Genomic DNA, 17,796 nt, shown 5'->3' with positions numbered 1-17,796 from the left:
CGGGGCCGACAGGCCACCAGCAGACGGTAGTTGCCCCGGCTGGTCTGACGCTCATCAAAGACAGGTCCCAGCCCTGTGCAGCTCTGCATACCGCGGGCCTCTGCTGAACTCACGGCAGAGGCCCGTGCTGCCTGAAATCGTCAACTGCTCCACGCCAGCAGACCTCCCGACCGAGCGAGGCGGAGACGACTCGATGAAATGCGCAGCATTCATCGGCCGGTTCGCCTCACGTCCAACGCTCCGCTGGTTCAACGATTGTGGACCTACTGGGTCTCAGGAGACGAACGCACGCACTTGGGCCAGTAGGTGGTATGTGTACTCGCGGCCGTGGCAGACATGGACGAGAGAGTTTTCCACCAGCTCAGCGACCACGTCGAAGATCTCGGTGCTTGAGAGATCACTGTGGTGCGCGAGCACGCGTTCCACCTCGTCGATCGTGAAGGGGGACGGTATTTCGGCGAGTTCGCGCAGTACGGTCCTGTGCCGATCGTCGAGCAGGTCGAGGCTCCAGCGCACGCTGCCGGACAGCGAGCGCTGGTGTGGAAGCGTCGACGGGTCGGCGCAGCCGAGTTCATGGGTGCCGAACGCATCGGTCACGAGCCGGCTGACGGGGATCGCGCGCAGCTTCTCCGCGGCGAACTCGATGGTCCTCGGGATGCCTTCCAGGTGGCTGCAGAGCATTCGTACCGCGTCGAGGTCGTGCGACAGATCGAGTGCCGGACAGGTCGAGCGGACCCGGCTCAGCAGGAGTTCGAGCGCGTCCGGCGAGTCTGCCGGGAGCGGAGCGACCTCGTAGACCTGTGCGGAGGGGGCGGGTACCGACCGTCTGGTGGTGATGACCACATGGGTCCCGGGCCGCTCGCGCACCAGGTGCTCGGCAAACATCGCGGCCCCCTGTGGAAGGTGCTCCGCGTTGTCGAGCACCACCAGGGACTGCATGATCGACGCCCCGCCCCCGGTCGGCGGGGCATTCAGCAGCGCTGACAGTTCAATCCCGTGCCGTCCGCCGTCCGCCCGCACCAGGTCGTCCACGTCGAGGATCGGTGATCTGCTCTCGGCGGGCACCGCTCCGAGCCCGATCACGAAGACCGGGCCGTCCAGATGGGCGTGCAGGGACTCGGCCGCTGCGAGAGCGAGGCGGGTCTTGCCGACACCGCCCGGGCCGGTCAGCATGGTCACCCGGTTGTCGAGGACCGTGCCGGTGAGGGTCGCCAGGTCGCGTTCGCGGCCGATGAAGGAGTTGATCGGCGGCCTGGGTCCGTGCCATGGGCGTGCCCCGGTCCGAAGCGCGTCGAAGCCTGCACTCTGCACAGCCGGGGCGAGGTCGGCCAGCCGCAGCGAGGACGGCCTGTAGGGACGGTGTCCGCCACTCTCGTCCAGTGCGGCGAAGAGGAGATCGACCGAGGAGCGGCGAGGGTTGGTGATCCGCCCGCTCTCCAGGTTTCTGATGGTCCGGATACTGATGCCCGATTTCTCGGACAGTTCTTCCTGCGTCCAGCCCTTCTGACTGCGGAGTCCTTGCACGACAACACCCAGCGACACAAATTACCCCCTTGCTTTCCGTCAGTGCTGCGTGGAATCCCGCTCTCTGGTGACTGCGCGGAGCAGGCGTCCGGACGGCGGCTTCGACCTGAGGTCGCCAACGGAACAGTGAGACGGGAGCGCCCCCGCCGAGGCGTATCCCCACGCACCACTGGCGGCCAGAATATGCTCAACTACCAAGCTTGCCAATGCCTTTCACCTGCTTGCAGCAAGAACTTGCAAGTGACCATGCTGCATCTGCGGGCAGGTGCACCGAGCCTCTTCCAGTGCGCGCGGGCCGCCGACGGACGTGCCGCGGCCCGCCCGCGCACCGAACGGCATTCGGTCCCGGCGGCCGGACTTCGGCACCGGGGGCTGCCGCCTCTCCGGGCCCCACGCCACCCACTGCCGACTACTTGCCGCCCCACGGCAGGGAGCGGCAACTTCCTTGCCTGTAGTCGACTTTGAGTCGAACATTGATCAGAATCTGCACCGTTGTTGACAACGACGTGACGCGCGTAGCCGCTTCACTACGCAGCGTGCGGGACGTGCCCGGCCCCCTGGGCCGGTGGCGCCGAAAGGATGGCGCCGGTGGATCGGACACGCCCGCATCGATGTCAACTTGCCTGTTTCCAGAACTGTTTGGGTGCTTTTCGCGCGGCGCGGGTGGCGCTTCGTCACGTGGTTGGCCGTGGTCACGTGATCGTGGCTGCGACCCCTCCAAGGAGATGTAGTGACTTCTACGGGACATGCGGAGGATGTGGAGCGTGATGTGCTGGGCTACATCGCGCAGTGTCAGCGGACTTTGGAGCGCGCGCCGGTGGTGATGGTGCAGATCGCGGCGCTGGCGGCCGATGGTCTGCTACGTCTTGCCGGAGTGGACGAGGACCACGTGAGTGCTCTCGCCGAGAGCGACACCCCCTTCCCGCCGATCACGGTTCACCAGGAGACGATGCAGGTGATCGACGGTGTGCATCGACTCAAGGCGGCGCAGTCGCGGGGCCGGACCGATATCGCTGTGAGATTCTTCCGGGGTGGGCGCCAGGAGGCGTTCGTCCTCTCCGTCGCGGCGAACACGCAACACGGGTTGCCGCTGTCGCGGGCGGACCGACTGACCGCGGCGGGCCGCATCCTCGGTGCTCACCCTGAATGGTCCGACCGTGCGATCGCTTCGGTGTCGGGACTGTCGGCCAAGAAGGTGGGCGAGATCCGGCGCGATCGCACAGCATCGGCGGGCGCCTGCGTCTCCCGTGTCGGGATCGACGGCCGGGCACGGCCGGTGAACCGGGCCGCGGGGCGCGAGTTGGCCGGTCAGCTCATCAGGGCCAACCCTGGGGCTTCACTGCGCCAGATCGCCCGAGCTGCTGGTGTCTCTCCGTCCACGGTTTCGGATGTGCGTGCTCGTCTGCGTCAGGGCCAGGATCCCGTTCCCGTGGGCGTGCGCCGGCACAGCGTGCCTCGTGAGCGGCAGGACACCCAAGCCGGCGATCACGGGGCGCCGAAGAACGAAGCCCGGTCGCCGGGTGAGCTGTTGCCGCTCTTCGACGCGCTGTGCAAGGACCCGTCGTTGCGTTTCAGTGAGACCGGCCGCGTGATCCTGCGCATGTTCGACTCCTGCGCGGCGGCGAGCAGGGAGCGGTCCCGGATTCTGGACAGCATGCCGGCTCACTGCCGCGAGCAGGTCACCGAACTTCTGTTGGGATACGCCGAGATGTGGCGGGGCCTCGCCCTGGAGTTGCGCCAGGACCCCGGCGTCGTGTCACGCGAGGCGATATGAGCAACGGGGAGACTTCGATGCGTGTGGATCTGCTGACCCGGGAGTATCCCCCGCATGTGTACGGCGGGGCCGGCGTTCACGTGGGGGCGCTCGCACGGCATCTGCGTGGCCTGGTGGATGTGCGCGTTCACCGTTTCGGGCCTCCCGACACGGATCCGTCGGTAACGGCGCATGGCGTGCCCGGTGGGCTGGAAGCCGCGAATCCCTCTTTGCAGGCGCTTGCGGTGAACGCGTCGATGTCGCAGGCGGTGGCGGGCACATCGGTGGTGCACAGTCACACCTGGTACACGAACTTCGCGGGCAGGCTCGCCCAACGGCTCTACGGCGTTCCGCACGTGGTCACCGCCCACAGTCTGGAGCCCTTGAGACCCTGGAAGGCCGAGCAGCTGGACGGTGGCTATGAGGTCTCCTGCTTCATGGAGCGCGAGGCGCTGACCCGTGCCGACAGGATCATCGCGGTGTCCCGTTCAACGGCCGCGGACATCGCAAGGGCCTACCCCGATGTGGATCCGGCGCGTATCTCCGTGGTGCACAACGGGGTTGATGCAGCGGTCTACGCGCCGGATCCGGGCACGGACGCCTTGCGGGAGCACGGCCTGGACGGGGACCGACCGACGGTGGTGTGTGTGGCGCGCATCAGCCGCCAGAAGGGCCTACTGCATCTTCTGGACGCGGCGCGGCATTTCGTGCCGGGTACGCGGCTGGTGGTGGTCGCTCAGTTCGCCGACAGTGACGCCCAGCGTGCGGAGTTCGCCCGGGCGTTGGCGGCGCTGGACGGCGGTGAGGTCGAGGTCCGCTGGATCGGCGGCGAGTTCTCGAAGAGGGCTCTCGTCCAGTTGCTCAGCCATGCGCGTGTCTTCGTCTGCCCGTCGCTGTACGAGCCGTTGGGGATCGTGAATCTGGAGGCGATGGCCTGCGGGACCGCGGTCGTCGCAACGGCGACGGGCGGCAATCCCGAGGCTGTCGTCGACGGAGAGACCGGCTATCTCGTGCCGATGCAGCCGGGGGCGGGGACGGGCCGGCCGACGGACGACGAGTCGTCGTCAGTGCTGGCCAAGGAGCTGGCCGTGCGGGTGAACGCGCTGGTCGCCGATCCGGTGGCGGCGGAGAACATGGGGGTGGCCGGCCGGCGGCGGGTGCTGTCCCACTTCTCGTGGGAGCAAGCGGCACGTCAGGTCGCCGAGATCTACCGGTCGGTGGTGTGAAGCTCGCCGCGGACTCGTCGTCGGACGGTTTCGCGTGCTGCGTCGTGCGTGTAAGAAGCAGGGGGACTGTTTTGTCAGTAGGTGTTGTTCTGTCGAGTTTGCGCAGGCAGAAGGGGTGGACGCAGGAGGAGCTCGCCGAGGAGTCGGGGGTCAGTGTCCGGACCATCCGGAACCTGGAGAGCGGCCGGGTGAGCAATCCTCGTCAGGCGTCGGTCGAGCTGCTGTTCCTGGCGCTGGAGGCCGACTTCGGACGGCATGCGATTCCGGCGGTGGCGCAGTACGGCGGTGAGGGGGGCGAGTGGTTCGGTGTCAAGCCGCCCATCAACGCGTTCGTCGGTCGCAGCGGTGAGATGACGCATCTGGTCGGCACCGTCATGAAGCACCGGATCACCGTGCTGGCCGGGCCCGGCGGGGTCGGCAAGACCCGGCTCGCCCTCGAAGTGGCCCAGATGCTTCAGTCGCGACTGGTCGGTGACGTCTTCGTACTGGAGCTGGGCAAGCTCCCCGCAGAGGAGCGACAGCCGATCCCGGGGATGCAGCCGACGCTGGGACTGGTCGACGAGATGACCGGGGGCAAACTGCTCGAAGGCCTGGCGAACCCGGCGGCCGGACACGAGAGCCCCGGACGCCAGACCCTTGTCGTGCTCGACAACGCCGAGCACGTTCCGCACACGGCCGCGACGCTGGCTGAGTATTTGGTGCAGGAGCATCCGCAGGTGCGGGTCCTCATCACGAGTAGGCGGACCGTGCCGGCCCCGTCCGCCCAAGTCCACGACGTGACAGCGCTCGACCCCAGGGAAGCGCTGGAACTCATGCTCGGCCGGGTCAGGTCCAAGTGCCCACACTTGAATCTGTCGCAGGATCTGGAGGCCGTGCGCGATCTGTGCCACCGTCTGGAGGGCATGCCCAGGGCGATCGAGTTCGCCGCCGAGAAGCTGCGGGCGATCCCGGTCGGCAGACTTCTCACCGACATGTTCACCCCCCAGGTGCTCGCCTCGTCACCTCCTGGTGCTCTGCCGCATCAGCGGTCCCTGTCCAGCAGTGTCCACTGGAGCGTGGGGCTGCTGGAGGACCGTAACCGGGACATGCTGAAGGTGCTGGCCCGTATGCCGCACAGCTTCACGATCGAGGACGCCGAAGTGGCGCTCCCACGCGGCGAGTTCACATCCAGTGAGATCTACGACCGCCTGGGCGACCTGGTGGAGAGTTCCCTGGTCCACGTGCGCCACGGCCGGCAGTACACCTACCAGGTGATGTCTCAGGTACGCGCGTTCGTGCTCTGAGCCGGTCACCGCACCGCAGATCTGTTCACTATCCGAAGCGAAGGGCACGGGGGCGATGGCAGAGTCCGAGGTCCACAAGGTGGATTTCAAGGGTGTCAGGTCGGGCGCGTCGGCATTGACGTGGGGACAGCGGTGGATATGGGAGGAAGTGGGCGCGCTTGCTCCCCACCACGCGCATCTGAACCTGCGGATGATCCTCGACACCGAGGGCTCGGTGACGCTCGATCACGTGCTGGGGGCGTTGAAGCGCCTGTTGGAGGAGCAAGAGGCCCTGCGCACCACCTTCGGCACGTCGGCGGACGGCGTCCCGCAGCAGCGTCTCGTCGCGGAGGGACGGCTCGCCGCAGAGGTCCGCCGGGTGTCGCCCGAGGCGGCCCGCCGCAGCGCCTACCGGCTTGCGAGCGATCTTCAGGCGGTGCCCTTCGAGATGGGGGAACTGCCGGTCAGGGCCGGGGTCGTCGTCGCGGACGGCAGGCCGCGACACGTGATTCTGGTGGTCTTCCACATGGTGGCCGACGGCTGGAGCCTGTCAGCACTGCGCAGCACACTGCTCGGCCTGCTGCGCCCCGCCGGGTACGGAGCGGCTCCGGCCGCTCCCGCGGGCAGGCAGCCGTTGGACCAGGCGGCGTGGGAAGCGACCCCGACGGCGCAAGCGCTCTCGGAGAGGGCGCTGCGGTTCTGGCAGCGTCAGTCAGAGCGCAGACCCGCCGCCCTGTTCCCGGTCACCCACCGCGCGCCGGAGTCGCCGCGGTACACCGATGTGTGCATGGTGTCGTCGGCGCTCGGCACGGCCCTGCCCGCCCTGGCCGAGCGGCTCTCCGTGAGTCAGACGACCGTCTATCTGGCCCTGATCGCCGTGGTCATGGGCAGGGGTGCGCAGGCCGACGTGTGCGGTTTCACCCTTGCCTGCCGCAACCGCACGACCGACCAGGACGAGGCCGCGGGAGGCACGTTCGTCCAGGACGCGCCTGTACTCGTCGCTCTGGGCGCGGGCTCGTTCCAGGACGTCGTGCGCCGCACGTGGAACGCGGTCGTTTTCGCGTACGCCTCCGGCGCACACGACCCGGCGCGCGTGCCGGCGGCAGGGCGGGACTTCGCCTGCACGGTGAACGTGGAACTCGCGGTGGACGCCGCACCGGCGGACGCCGTCGAGCAGCTGACGCAGGCCGGAAGGGACGGCACATTCGTGAGCACCGCTGGTTTCTACCGCGGCGGACGGGATCACGACCGGCCGGGCCGAAAGATGTATCTCGCAGCCAACGGCTCTGGCGGCCATGTCATCACCAAGATCGTCGCGGACACATCGGCCCTGGGAACCCAGGCAGTGGTGGACTTCCTGACGGATCTGGAGCAGCTCGCGGTCCGTGCCCTGGCCGACGAGGGACTCGACCCGATGACGACACCGCTGCCCCGGCAGTGGACGGTCGACTCGCGGCTCTCGGCACACGAGGAACCGTCACCGCACGCCGAAACGCCGGAGGACGGTGACGACGAAGCCGTGTACCAGGTGATCGTCGACGATCAGGAGCAGTACTTCCTCCTGCCGAAGGGCCGGGAAGTCCCGGACGGATGGAAGGCGGAGGGCACCACCGGCGGAGTGGAGGTGTGTCTCGCGCATGTGGTGGACGTCGTCAACGGATTGCGTCCGCTGAGCCGTGCACGGCAGGCCGGCCCGGTGCGGTGAGCGCACCCGTACGCCCCTGTCCCGACACCTCGGGGCAGCTTCTCTTCGATGCAGGAAGAAATGGATACGCATGGCAGCGCACATGAGTGGGCGCGGGCCCGGTGCGGCGCTCGCGTCGCGGTGGGTGGACGATTCCCTCGACAGTCTGGTGGCGGGCGACTGGCTGTTGCCGGCCACCGGTCGGGGTCTGGTGCTCTTCACGGCCAAGTTCGAATCAGCCGTCTCACGCCTGAACACGGCGATCACCGGTATCAGTCCTTCGGGTACGGCCGGCCCCCAGTGGTGTCCCCCGGTGATGTCCCGTTCGGACATCGAGCGGGCGGAGTACGACCAGGCCTTCCCGCATCTGCTCGGCGACGTGAACGCCATGGCTCAGCAGGGCGGCCAGGACGGCGTGGCCGGTGACGATGGGTCGGGTGGCACCGTCCTGGTGCCGGTGACCTGCTACCACGTCTATCCCCAGCTCGCCGATCGTGTGATCGAGCGGCCGGCGCACTTCGACCTGGCGGGCCACTGCTACCGCCATGAGGCGACCTCTGAGGTCGGTCGGCTGCGGTCCTTCCGGCTGCGGGAGTTCGTTCTGGTTGCGGGTGAGGCCGAGGCCCGGCGGTGGCGGGACGAGTGGATCACCAGCTGTGCCGAGTTCTACGCCGGGCTCGGCCTGAAGGTATCGGTGCAGCCGGCGAGCGACCCGTTCTTCGGGCCCGCGGACCGGCTGTTCCGCCGAAGCCAGCTGGAGCAACAGCTCAAGTACGAATTCGTCGCCGACCTCTGCGACGGCGGCGCAGGCATGGCCGTCGGCTCCGCCAACTGCCACAAGGACCACCAGGGCTCCCGCTTCGGCATCGGCTACCGCGACGAGGGGGCGGCGCACAGTGCGTGCGTGGGCTTCGGACTGGAACGTGTCGTTCTGGCGCTGATCCGAATGCACGGCGACGATCTCGCCGCCTGGCCCGCTTTCGCCTGAGGTGCCCTGCAGGGAAGCGCTCCGGCAGGACTGGGCGACCGGGTGTCGGCCATGGGACAGGGTGGGCGGCTCGTCCAGCCATGGTCCGCCCGCGGATGCTTTCCGGACCCGGTCGGCCGACGTATTCGCGCCGTGGCGGAGCCCGGTGGGTCACGTCGGCAGCGATCCGTGCGCGGGGCGGGTGACGGGCCGACGCCGCACGGGTGGAACTGCTGCGCGCTGCCGCATCGCCGTGCCCGTCGTCGCTGGTCGCCAAGGTCTTCCCGGCAGCGGACCGGCAAATCGGCGGCCACAACTTGCCCCCCGGATGCCTGGCTCCGCTCCGGCCCGAGGACGAGGCTTGCGGCCGGGTCCATCGCGGCTCGCAACGAACGCGTACGCCTGACGCGCGGATGTCCTCTGCCCACGGCAGCGCCAGCAGACGCACCGCAGATCAGGCAACCGCTCCCGGCAGTGCCGGAGCAGCGTCCGGCGGACGACGCGGAGCCGACGACGACAACGCTGGGAACAAGGGAGCACGGTGAGCGAGAAGCCGTCCGGTCACGACGGTCCGGCCAGGTGCCAGAGCCCTGTGCTGTCCGACCACGAATTGCAGGCGGGCCGGCCGTCCGCCTCGTCCACTGGGAGGCAGCAGATGCCCGCCATGCTTCCGGACCTCATCCGGGACTCCGTCAGGCGCCACCCCGACGCCCCCGCCGTCCTCACCGGGGACCGCGTCGTCAGCTACCGCGAGCTGGACCGGTGGGCACAGGGGGTCGCACAGGCCCTGCGCGAGCACGGTGTCTGCCCGCAGACACCGGTCGGCATCATGATGGCCCCCGGTCCCGGCCTGGTAGCGGCACTGGTGGGAACCTGGCTCGCCGGAGCCTGCTACGTCCCGATCGACCCTGTCGCGCCGACGGAACGACAGCGCCGCGTGCTTGAGCTCGCCGATGTGGCCGTGCTGGTGACGGACGGGCAGTCCGACGCGTCGGCGGCCCCGGCCCACCTGCCGCTCGTGCGGGCCGACCTGCCGGCTCCGACGGCAACGGGGCCGGGCACCGCATTCGATGCGACGGACCCGACCCCGCCCCACCACGCCGCTTACATGGTGTTCACCTCCGGTTCCACCGGCACGCCCAAGGGCGTCGTGGTCGAGCATGCGGGAATCGCCAACCTCGTGGCGTGGGCGGTGCGGGAACTCGGCCTGAGCACGACGGACCGCGTCCTGCAGAAGACCCCGCTCACCTTCGACGCCGCCACCTGGGAGGTCTTCGCCCCGCTCGTCGTCGGAGCGCCGGTGGTGTTCGGCCGCCCGGACGCCGGAAGAGACGCCGCCGCACTGGTCGCCTCCCTCAAGGAGACCGGCACGACCGTCCTCCAGGTGGTCCCTTCTCTGCTGCGTCTGCTCGCCGTGGAACCCGGACTGGAAGCATGCTCCACGCTGCGCACGGTGTGCAGCGGTGGTGAGCCGCTGCATGCGGAACTGTGTCGGCGGTTGCGAGAGCGCGTGGATGTCGAGGTGTGGAACACCTACGGGCCCACGGAGTGCTCGGTCAACCTTACCGCGGCCCGGTTCGACCCCGAGCAGCGCAGCGGTCCCGTGCCGATCGGGTTCCCGATCGACGGCATGCAACTGAGACTGCCGACGGCCGGCGCCGAGCCCGGTGACGCCCCGCCGGCCGACGCGCCGCACGAACCAGAGGCTCTGCTCGAGGTCTACGCCGCCGGCCCCGGTGTCGCACGTGGCTACTACAAGGACCCGGCGCAGACCGCCGAACGCTTCCTCCCCGACCCCTGCGGCCCTTCCGGCACGCGCATGTACCGCACCGGCGACCTCGTACGCCGACGGGCGGACGGCGCCCTGGTGTTCGTCGGGCGAACGGACACCCAAATGAAGATCAACGGTGTGCGGATCGAACCGGGTGAGGCGGAGGCCGCGCTGGCCCACAATCCTGCGGTGATCGCGGCCGCGGTCGCGCCGGTCGACGATCCGGGTGGGCAGCGTCGGCTGGGTGCCTGGCTCGTCACCACCGACGGCCACGAGCCCGACGGTCTCATGACTTTTCTGCGCGACTGGCTGCCGCCCTCCCTGGTGCCGTCCGTGATCACCGTGGTGGCGGCGCTGCCCGTCACCACGAGCGGCAAGACCGACCCGTCGCGGTTGCCCGAACCGGACTGGAGCCGGCTCACGCGGACAGGCGCAGCGGCCATCGGCCGGGCATTGGAACCGACCGTGGAACAGCGGCTGGTGACGGCTGCCTGGCAAGAGGTGCTGAAGGTCGACGAGGTGGACCTCGACGACGACTTCTTCCGCCTCGGTGGCCACTCGTTGCTCATGACGCGGCTGGCCGTCGTCCTCGCCGAGACCTCCCGCGTGGAACTGGACTTTCGGGACCTGCTGCTCGCCACCACCCCTCGACTCCAGGCCCGGCTGCTGGCCGAGGGGGCCCTGGCCCGGCCCATCGAGGCGCTGCCCGCGGGGGCGCGCGTCCCGCTCTCGCCCGGGCAGGAGCGCTTCTGGCTCCAGGACCAGATGTCCCCCGGCAGCCCCGAGTACCTGCTGCCGGTCATGGTGTGGGTGTCCTCCGCCATCCCCGAGGCGGTGATCCGGGAGGCCGTCCGCCATCTCGTGGTGCGGCACGAACCGCTGAGGACGCGCTACGCGATGGACGCGGACGGCCTGCACGCGATCGTCCTGCCCGCTCCCGTGCCGGAGAAGCCCACCACCGTCGACTTCGAGGTGGTCGATACCGATCCCGACGAGGTTGTCCGGCACGTGCAGGCCGCCCTCGCCGAGGGATTCGACCTGGCCGCCGCACCGCCGGTGCGCTACCGCCTGATCCGCGGCGGCGGCGACGGCGAGCAGCTGCTCCTCGTGGTGAGTCACCACATCGCGGGGGACGGTTGGTCCACCCGCGTCCTGGAACGCGACCTCAGCGAGTTCGTCCGAGCCGTCCACACGGGCCGGTCGCCCGCGCTCGAGGATCTGCCGGTGCGCTACCGGGACGCAGTCGCCTGGCAGAGCGACCGGCTCACCCCGGACGTGTCCGCCGAGCAGCTGCGCTACTGGCGCACGGCACTGGACGGAGTACCTCCGCTGATCCTGCCCGGGGAGTCAGAGCGTCCTCGCCACCGCGCGATCGAGGGATCCGGTGTCGAGACGGCGGTGACCTCCGAGGACGCCGCCGCGTTGCTGGCGCTGGGCCGGGCCGCCGGAGTGCCCGCCCACGGTGTGTTCCTGACCCTGTGGACGGTGCTGCTGGCCCGGGCGGGCAAGGATTGGGACTTCGGGGTCGGCACGCCCCTCGCCGGCCGCGACCGGCCCGAACTGCACAGCCTGGTGGGTCTGTTCATCAACGTCGTGGTGGTCCGTGCCCGACTGACCCCCGACATGTCATTCCGCACCGCCCTCGAACGCGTCGGGCAGGTGTGCCAGGAGGCCGCCGCGCATGGTGCGGTGCCCTTCGAGCGGGTGGCGGAGGCAGTGGAGCCGGTGCGCGACCTGTCCCGCACCCCGGTGTTCCAGACGCTGTTCACGCTGAGCGGCGACGGGATGGTCGGGCAGGAGGTCGGCGAACGGGACCTGCGGCTGCTGGCCGAGGCATGGCGCGTCGCCCGGACCGATGTCGCGCTCACGTTGTGGCCACGCGCGGACGGGAGTTTCGGCGGGGCGGTGGAGTACGCCGTTGACGTGGTGAGCAAGGACCTGGCACGGGACCTGGCGGGAGACTTCCGCTCGCTGGCGGGTGTCTACGCCGCCCACCCCGACACGGCGGTCGGGGCGCCCTGGCCCGACGCCGGGGCCGACGCCGCCGAGGAGACTCGGGACCCGTCGGCGGGAACGCAGCCGATGTCGGCGGCGATCCTGGCGTTCGTGCGGGACGTGCTCGAGCAGGACGACGTGGGTGCCGAGGACGACGTACTCGCTCTCGGCGGCAACTCGCTGACAATCGCCCGGCTGCTGTGGAGCGTGCAGAACGCCTTCGGAGTCCAGGTCTCGATGCGTGCGTTCTTCGACCGGCCGACAGCTGCGGCGCTGGCCGACGAAGTCGAACGGCTGTTGGAGGAGGACCGGCAGGAACAGGCGGCGCCGGCGCCGTGAGTCCACCGGGCAGGCACGCCGGGTGCTCCGGGTGCCCCGGAATTCCAACTGCTTTGGCCCGCCTGGCGCTTCGCCCCTCGCCTGTGGGGCCTCGATCTCTCACCCGCTCATTTCCATGGAGGAAGACGATGTCACGACCACACTCGGCCCGGCCTGCGGCCGACCGGACCAGCGGCACGCTGTGCTGCGCGTCCGGGACCGCCGTCGGCGACTGGCCGGAGCGAGGCAGACTCTTCTCGCTGCGGCCCGCATTCACCGCTCCGGCACCCGCCTCCCCCACGCGGCACACCGCGCCAGGAGCCATCGGCCGCGCTGCAGACGAAGGGCGCGGCCTGTGACCGCCATCATCACCGGCGGTTCACGGGGCATCGGCCGCGCGATAGCCGTTCAGCTCGCCGAGGACGGACACGACATCGCCTTCTGCTACCGGGGCAACGAAAACGCGGCGAAGGAGACCGCCGCCGGCATCGAAGCTCACGGACGACGGGTCGTGTGCAAGGCGGTCGACGTCACCTCCTTCGAGCAGGTGCGGTCCTTCGTCGAAGAGGCCGAACAGGAGCTGGGGCCGACCACGGCCGCCGTGTCCTGCGCCGGCATCACCCGTGACCGCAGCCTCGCCCTGATGGACCCCGCCGACTGGAACACCGTCCTGCGCACCAACCTGGACGGAGCGTTCCACCTGACCCGCGCCGTCGCCTTCGGGATGATGCGCCGCAAGTCGGGAGCGGTCGTGCTGGTCTCGTCGGTCGCCGGTCTGTCGGCCAATCCCGGGCAGTCCAACTACGCCGCCTCCAAGGCCGGAACGCATGGCCTTGCCTCGTCACTCAGCAAGGAGGCCGGACGCTACGGCGTCCGCATCAACGTGGTCGCACCGGGCTTCATCGAGACCGACATGGTGGCCTCGATGAAGCCGTCGGTCCGGGCCCGGGCCGAGACCGGCATCCCCCTTGGCGGCTTCGGCACCCCGGCGAATGTGGCCCACGCCGTGTCGTTCCTGCTGTCCGAGCGGGCCGCGTACATCACGGGCGCCGTCCTGCGGGTCGACGGCGGTCTGTCCTAGTCCACGGAAGGAAGCCCCATGCTGGAACAGCGCATGACGGAACTGCGCGACATCGCCGCGGAAGTGTTCGCGGCGGACCCGGAGGAGGTCGAGAAGGCCAACTCCTTCATCAACGACCTGGACGCCGACTCACTGCTGATCGTGGAGCTGCTGGCACAGATCGAGCAGCGCTACGACGTGACGATCGACGAGGGCGACGCCCGGCGGATGACGGATCTGCACGCCACGTACGAGATCGTCGCCCGAGCGGCGGGATGGTAGCCCGGTGCACCGCGTGGTCATCACCGGCCTGGGGCCGGTATCGAGCATCGGCATCGGAGTGGAGGACTTCTGCGAGGCCGTCCGCATGGGCAAGAGCGGGATCTCGCGGATCACGTCCTTCGACGTGTCCGGATTCGAGCGGCAGATGGCCGGCGAGGTCAAGGACTTCGACGCCGGCCGCTTGGTCACCACGGTGGACACCGGCGAGTGGGGCCGGACGTCGTTGTTCGCCGCGGCCGCCGCACGGCTTGCCGCCGACGACGCCGGAATCGAGGAATTCGGCGACGACGGCGCGGTGGTCATGGGGACCACGTCGGGCGAGATCCAGCACATCGTGGCGATGACCGAGTCCTGGCACAAAGGCGGCCCGGCCCTGCCCGACCGGCAGCTGTCCGCCCAGCTGCCGACCGGCCGGCTGGCACTGGCGGCAGCCCAGGAGATCGGCGCCACCGGCGAGGCAATCACCTTCGGCACGGCGTGCGCCGCGGGTAACTACGCCCTCGGCTACGCCTTCGACCTGGTCCGCTCCGGCGAGGCGGCGCTCGCCGTCGCCGGCGGCGCGGACTCGGTGAGCCGCTTCACCCACGCCGCGTTCCACCGGCTCGGCGCCCTGGCCAAGGACGCCTGTCGGCCCTTCGACCGGGACCGGGACGGCATGCTGACCGCCGAGGGCGGAGTGGCCCTGGTCCTGGAGAGCCTGGAGCGCGCGCAAGGCCGGGGCGCCCGCATCTACGCGGAGGTCCTCGGCTACGCCATGACCTGCGACGCCCACCACCCTTCCGCGCCCGAGACGGACAGCATCGTCCGCTGCACGCGCTCGGCGCTTAAGCGCTCCGGCGTCACGCCTGACCAGGTCGACTACATCTGCGCACACGGCACCGGAACCCGTGTCAACGACCAGGTGGAGTCGGAGGCAATCCGGCGTGTGTACGGCGGGCGCGTGCCGCCGGTCAGTTCCCTCAAGTCCATGCTGGGACACGCGATGGGCGCGGCCAGCGGCTTCAGCGCCGTGGCCTGCGCGCTGGCTCTGAACCGGGCGTTCATCCCGCCGACGATCAATCACCGGGCCACGGATCCCGAGCTGGAAGGCATCGACATCGTGCCCGACACCGCGCGCGAGGCATCTGTACGGGTCGTGCAGAGCAACGCCTTCGGTTTCGGCGGCAACAACGCCATCGTCGTCCTGGGGAGTCCGCCGTGCGCATCGTGATCTCCGGAGTCGGAGCGATCTGGCCGGACCCGGTCCCCGAGGAGGACCCGGAGACCGGCAGGGCTTTCGTGGCACGCGGCTTCGACGCCGTGGCCCTGCTAGGACGACGAGCCACCCAGTACAGCCACCGCAGTGCCCAGCTGGTCATGGCGGCGTGCGGACTAGCGCTCGACGACGCGGGCCTGGCGGTGACCGACGAGAACCGGGACCGTGTCGGCCTGACGGTGGGCACGGCGGCGGGCAGCGTCACCGGCGTGGCGGAGTTCGGGCTGGACAGTTTCGTCCAGCCCCGGCCGCACATGGTGACCGCCGCGAAGAGCCCCAACTGCGTCCTGAACGCGGCTGCGGGATCCACTGCCATCCGCTACGGGCTGCGCGGCGTGAACGCCACCGTCGCCGCGGGTCCGGCGTCCGCGCTGGTCGCGCTGCGGCACGCGATGGTCATGCTGCGGGCGGGCCACGCGGACACGGTCGTGGCGGGCTCCTCGGAAGAGTTCACAGGGCCCGTCGCGCGTGTCGCACAGGCGGCCAGGGCGCCTCGGGCACACGGCGAAGGCGCGGCCATGTTCGTGCTGGAGGACGCGGCCGTGGCACAGGCGTCGGGCAGGACCGGCCTGGCGGAGGTGGCCGCCCTGACGGTGCGCGCGGTCCCCGGCCAGGGCGCGGAGCAGCTCACCGGCATGGTGGCCGCCGCACTGGAAACGGCCGGAGTCGCCGCCGACGAGGTGGTCGCCGTGGCGGCCCGGCACACCGGCGAGCCGGAGGCGGACGCGGCGCAGGACGAAGCGATCGCCACAGCGCTGCCCGCAGCCCGGCGCCTGTACAGCGAGGAACGCATCGGTGACTGCTACGGGGCCCACGCGGCCCTGCAGATCGCCTCGCTCCTCACCGAGCGGACGCTGCCCGCCGCCGTCGTCGCCGTGGACCCCGACGGTCTGCTCTCGGTCGCGGTGCTCAAGAGGGCGCAGCCGTGAACCGGCCCGCGCGTGGGGCGCTGCCGCGTGTTCCGGGCCGCCCCCGCACCGCGCACACCGGGCGCGGACCCGTTCCGGGTCCTTGACCCCGCTCCCCTCCTGCCCACGACACGGCCGCTCGGCCGCCGACCCGTCGCCCGATGAAGGAGAACGACGCCGTGCAACCCGCGCGTCCTTCCGTGGACAACTTCCATCAGCTGCTCAAGGAGGCGGTGGCCCGTACGCCGGCCAGGCCCGCGGTGATCGAGCCGGACGGGACGGGAGCCGTGCGGGAGGTCTCCTACCGCCGCCTGGACAGTCTGGTGAAGGAGTACGCGGCCGTCCTGGACGGCCTCGGCCTGGACGTCGGCGACCGGGTGGTGGTGGAGGCGGACACCTCGGCCGCGTCCGTGGCGCTGCTGCTCGCCTGCTCGGTGCTGGGCCTGCCGTTCGTACCGGTGAGCCCGCAGACGCCGGACGGCCGCCTGCAACAGGTGCTGCGGGCGGTCGAGCCCGCCGTGCACGCCAGGGCCGACGGCCTCCTGTCCAGGCAACTGCCTCCCACGGGCGCCACCGCACGCTTCGGGCCGGACGGCCTGGTGGTCGAGCGCCCGCCGACGCGTTCGGTACGGCGTCGGCAGGCCGTGCTCGCCACCGACACCGCCTACATCGTCTTCACATCCGGGTCGACGGGCCGGCCCAAGGGCGTGGTCATGAGCCACCGGGCCATCGTGACGTTCCTGCGGGCGGTGGTCGCAGACGGACTGGCCGACGGCGACGACCGGGTGGCCAGCACCTCGCCCCTGCAGTTCGACTTCGCCCTCTTCGGTATCGGCATCGCCCTCACCGCCGGGGCGACGCTGGTCCCGGTCCCCCGCGAACGGCTCGGCTCACCGCGCCGCATGATCGGGTTTCTGCGCGAGGCGGAGGTCACCCAGGTCCACGGTGTCCCTTCGCTGTGGCGTCCCGTACTGCGCCATGACCCCGAACTGCTGAGGGAACTGCGGACGCTGCGCTCGGTGGTCTTCGCCGGGGAGCAGTTTCCGGTCCCCGAACTGCGCCTGCTCCAGGAGATGCTTCCCGGCACCCGCCTCGTCAACGGCTACGGGGCGACCGAGTCGATGGCGGCCTCGTTCACCGACGTCCCCGACCCCCTGCCCGCCGGGTATGAACGGCTGTCGATCGGGCGCGCCCACACCGGTGCCGAGATGACCCTCGTGGACGGCGCGGGACGGGTGGTCACCGAACCGGGCGCGAGCGGGGAGATCTACCTGCGCAGCCCGGCACTGTTCAGCGGCTACTGGAACGACCCCGAGGCCACCGCCGCCGTGCTGGTGCCCGATCCCGTCGACCCGCGGCACGGTCAGCCGGTGCTGCGCACCGGGGACCTGGCCCGCCTGGGGGTGCGGGGCGAGCTGTACTTCCTGGGCCGCTCCGACCATCAGGTGCAGGTCCACGGACACCGGGTCGAGCTCGGCGAGGTGGAGGGCACCCTGGCCCGTCTTCCCGCCGTGACCGCCGCCGCGGCCGTCCTGGTGCCCCGCGGGCGCGATGAGGTGCTGATGGCGGGCGTCGTACTCGACGGCCCGCACGCGCAGTTCGACGAGACCGCGGCGCTGGCGTGGTGCGCGCGGGAACTGCCCGCCTACATGGTGCCCCGGCGGGTGTGCCCCGTGCCGGAGCTGCCCCTGACCGAGAACGGAAAGGTCGACCGCGAGATGCTGCGGCACTCGCTGGCCGCCCCCCGCAACACACCGGACGTACGACGTCCCACCAATGCCTAGGAGCGAA

The 17,796-nt window shown here is 70.2% G+C and carries 12 protein-coding genes; 11 read left to right on the top strand and 1 reads right to left on the bottom strand.

Annotation, left to right across the window (positions count from 1 at the left end):
- Window positions 1–273 precede the first annotated feature (273 nt).
- Window positions 274–1,542, bottom strand: coding sequence for a helix-turn-helix domain-containing protein (locus ACFYR0_RS22475; RefSeq protein WP_389330747.1), 1,269 nt, complete (start codon window positions 1,540–1,542; stop codon window positions 274–276).
- A 751-nt stretch (window positions 1,543–2,293) separates the two neighbouring features.
- On the opposite strand from ACFYR0_RS22475, the gene ACFYR0_RS22470 reads away from it, so the two are divergent.
- The 11 genes from ACFYR0_RS22470 to ACFYR0_RS22420 all read left to right on the top strand — a co-directional run bounded on the left by ACFYR0_RS22470 (window position 2,294) and on the right by ACFYR0_RS22420 (window position 17,789).
- Window positions 2,294–3,298 (top strand): ParB/RepB/Spo0J family partition protein, encoded by a 1,005-nt coding sequence (locus tag ACFYR0_RS22470; protein WP_389330744.1) that lies wholly within the window; start codon window positions 2,294–2,296, stop codon window positions 3,296–3,298.
- A gap of 17 nt (window positions 3,299–3,315) precedes the next feature.
- On the top strand, window positions 3,316–4,503 hold the full coding sequence (glgA, locus tag ACFYR0_RS22465; protein ID WP_389330741.1) for a glycogen synthase: 1,188 nt from the start codon (window positions 3,316–3,318) through the stop codon (window positions 4,501–4,503).
- Window positions 4,452–5,786 carry an ATP-binding protein gene (locus ACFYR0_RS22460; protein WP_389330738.1) on the top strand — a complete coding sequence of 445 codons (1,335 nt, stop codon included), beginning with the start codon at window positions 4,452–4,454 and terminating at the stop codon, window positions 5,784–5,786. The genes glgA and ACFYR0_RS22460 overlap by 52 nt, the downstream gene beginning before the upstream one ends.
- 55 nt (window positions 5,787–5,841) lie before the next feature.
- Window positions 5,842–7,470, top strand: a complete 1,629-nt coding sequence (locus tag ACFYR0_RS22455) for a condensation domain-containing protein (RefSeq protein ID WP_389330735.1) — start codon at window positions 5,842–5,844, stop codon at window positions 7,468–7,470.
- Window positions 7,471–7,594: 124 nt separating this feature from the next.
- On the top strand, window positions 7,595–8,437 hold the full coding sequence (locus ACFYR0_RS22450) for an aminoacyl--tRNA ligase-related protein (RefSeq protein WP_389330732.1): 843 nt from the start codon (window positions 7,595–7,597) through the stop codon (window positions 8,435–8,437).
- 634 nt (window positions 8,438–9,071) lie between these two features.
- Complete coding sequence (locus ACFYR0_RS22445; RefSeq protein ID WP_389330729.1) at window positions 9,072–12,521, top strand: amino acid adenylation domain-containing protein; 3,450 nt, start codon at window positions 9,072–9,074, stop codon at window positions 12,519–12,521.
- A 334-nt stretch (window positions 12,522–12,855) separates the two neighbouring features.
- A complete protein-coding gene (gene fabG, locus ACFYR0_RS22440) occupies window positions 12,856–13,581 on the top strand; it encodes a 3-oxoacyl-ACP reductase FabG (protein WP_389330726.1) in 726 nt (241 codons plus the stop codon).
- 18 nt (window positions 13,582–13,599) lie between these two features.
- Entirely contained in the window at window positions 13,600–13,842 is a 243-nt protein-coding gene (locus ACFYR0_RS22435; RefSeq protein ID WP_389330723.1) for an acyl carrier protein, read from the top strand.
- A 4-nt stretch (window positions 13,843–13,846) separates the two neighbouring features.
- Complete coding sequence (locus ACFYR0_RS22430; protein ID WP_389330720.1) at window positions 13,847–15,052, top strand: beta-ketoacyl-[acyl-carrier-protein] synthase family protein; 1,206 nt, start codon at window positions 13,847–13,849, stop codon at window positions 15,050–15,052.
- Window positions 15,040–16,026, top strand: coding sequence for a beta-ketoacyl synthase N-terminal-like domain-containing protein (locus ACFYR0_RS22425; RefSeq protein WP_389330717.1), 987 nt, complete (start codon window positions 15,040–15,042; stop codon window positions 16,024–16,026). Before ACFYR0_RS22430 ends, ACFYR0_RS22425 begins: the two co-directional genes overlap by 13 nt.
- A 140-nt stretch (window positions 16,027–16,166) precedes the next feature.
- Complete coding sequence (locus ACFYR0_RS22420) at window positions 16,167–17,789, top strand: AMP-binding protein (RefSeq protein WP_389330714.1); 1,623 nt, start codon at window positions 16,167–16,169, stop codon at window positions 17,787–17,789.
- Window positions 17,790–17,796: the final 7 nt, after the last annotated feature.

This window comes from Streptomyces sp. NPDC005017, assembly GCF_042873115.1.
Taxonomy (GTDB): domain Bacteria; phylum Actinomycetota; class Actinomycetes; order Streptomycetales; family Streptomycetaceae; genus Streptomyces.
The sequence above is the reverse complement of the archived record's forward strand: the minus strand, read 5'-3'. Positions and strand labels throughout refer to the sequence as shown.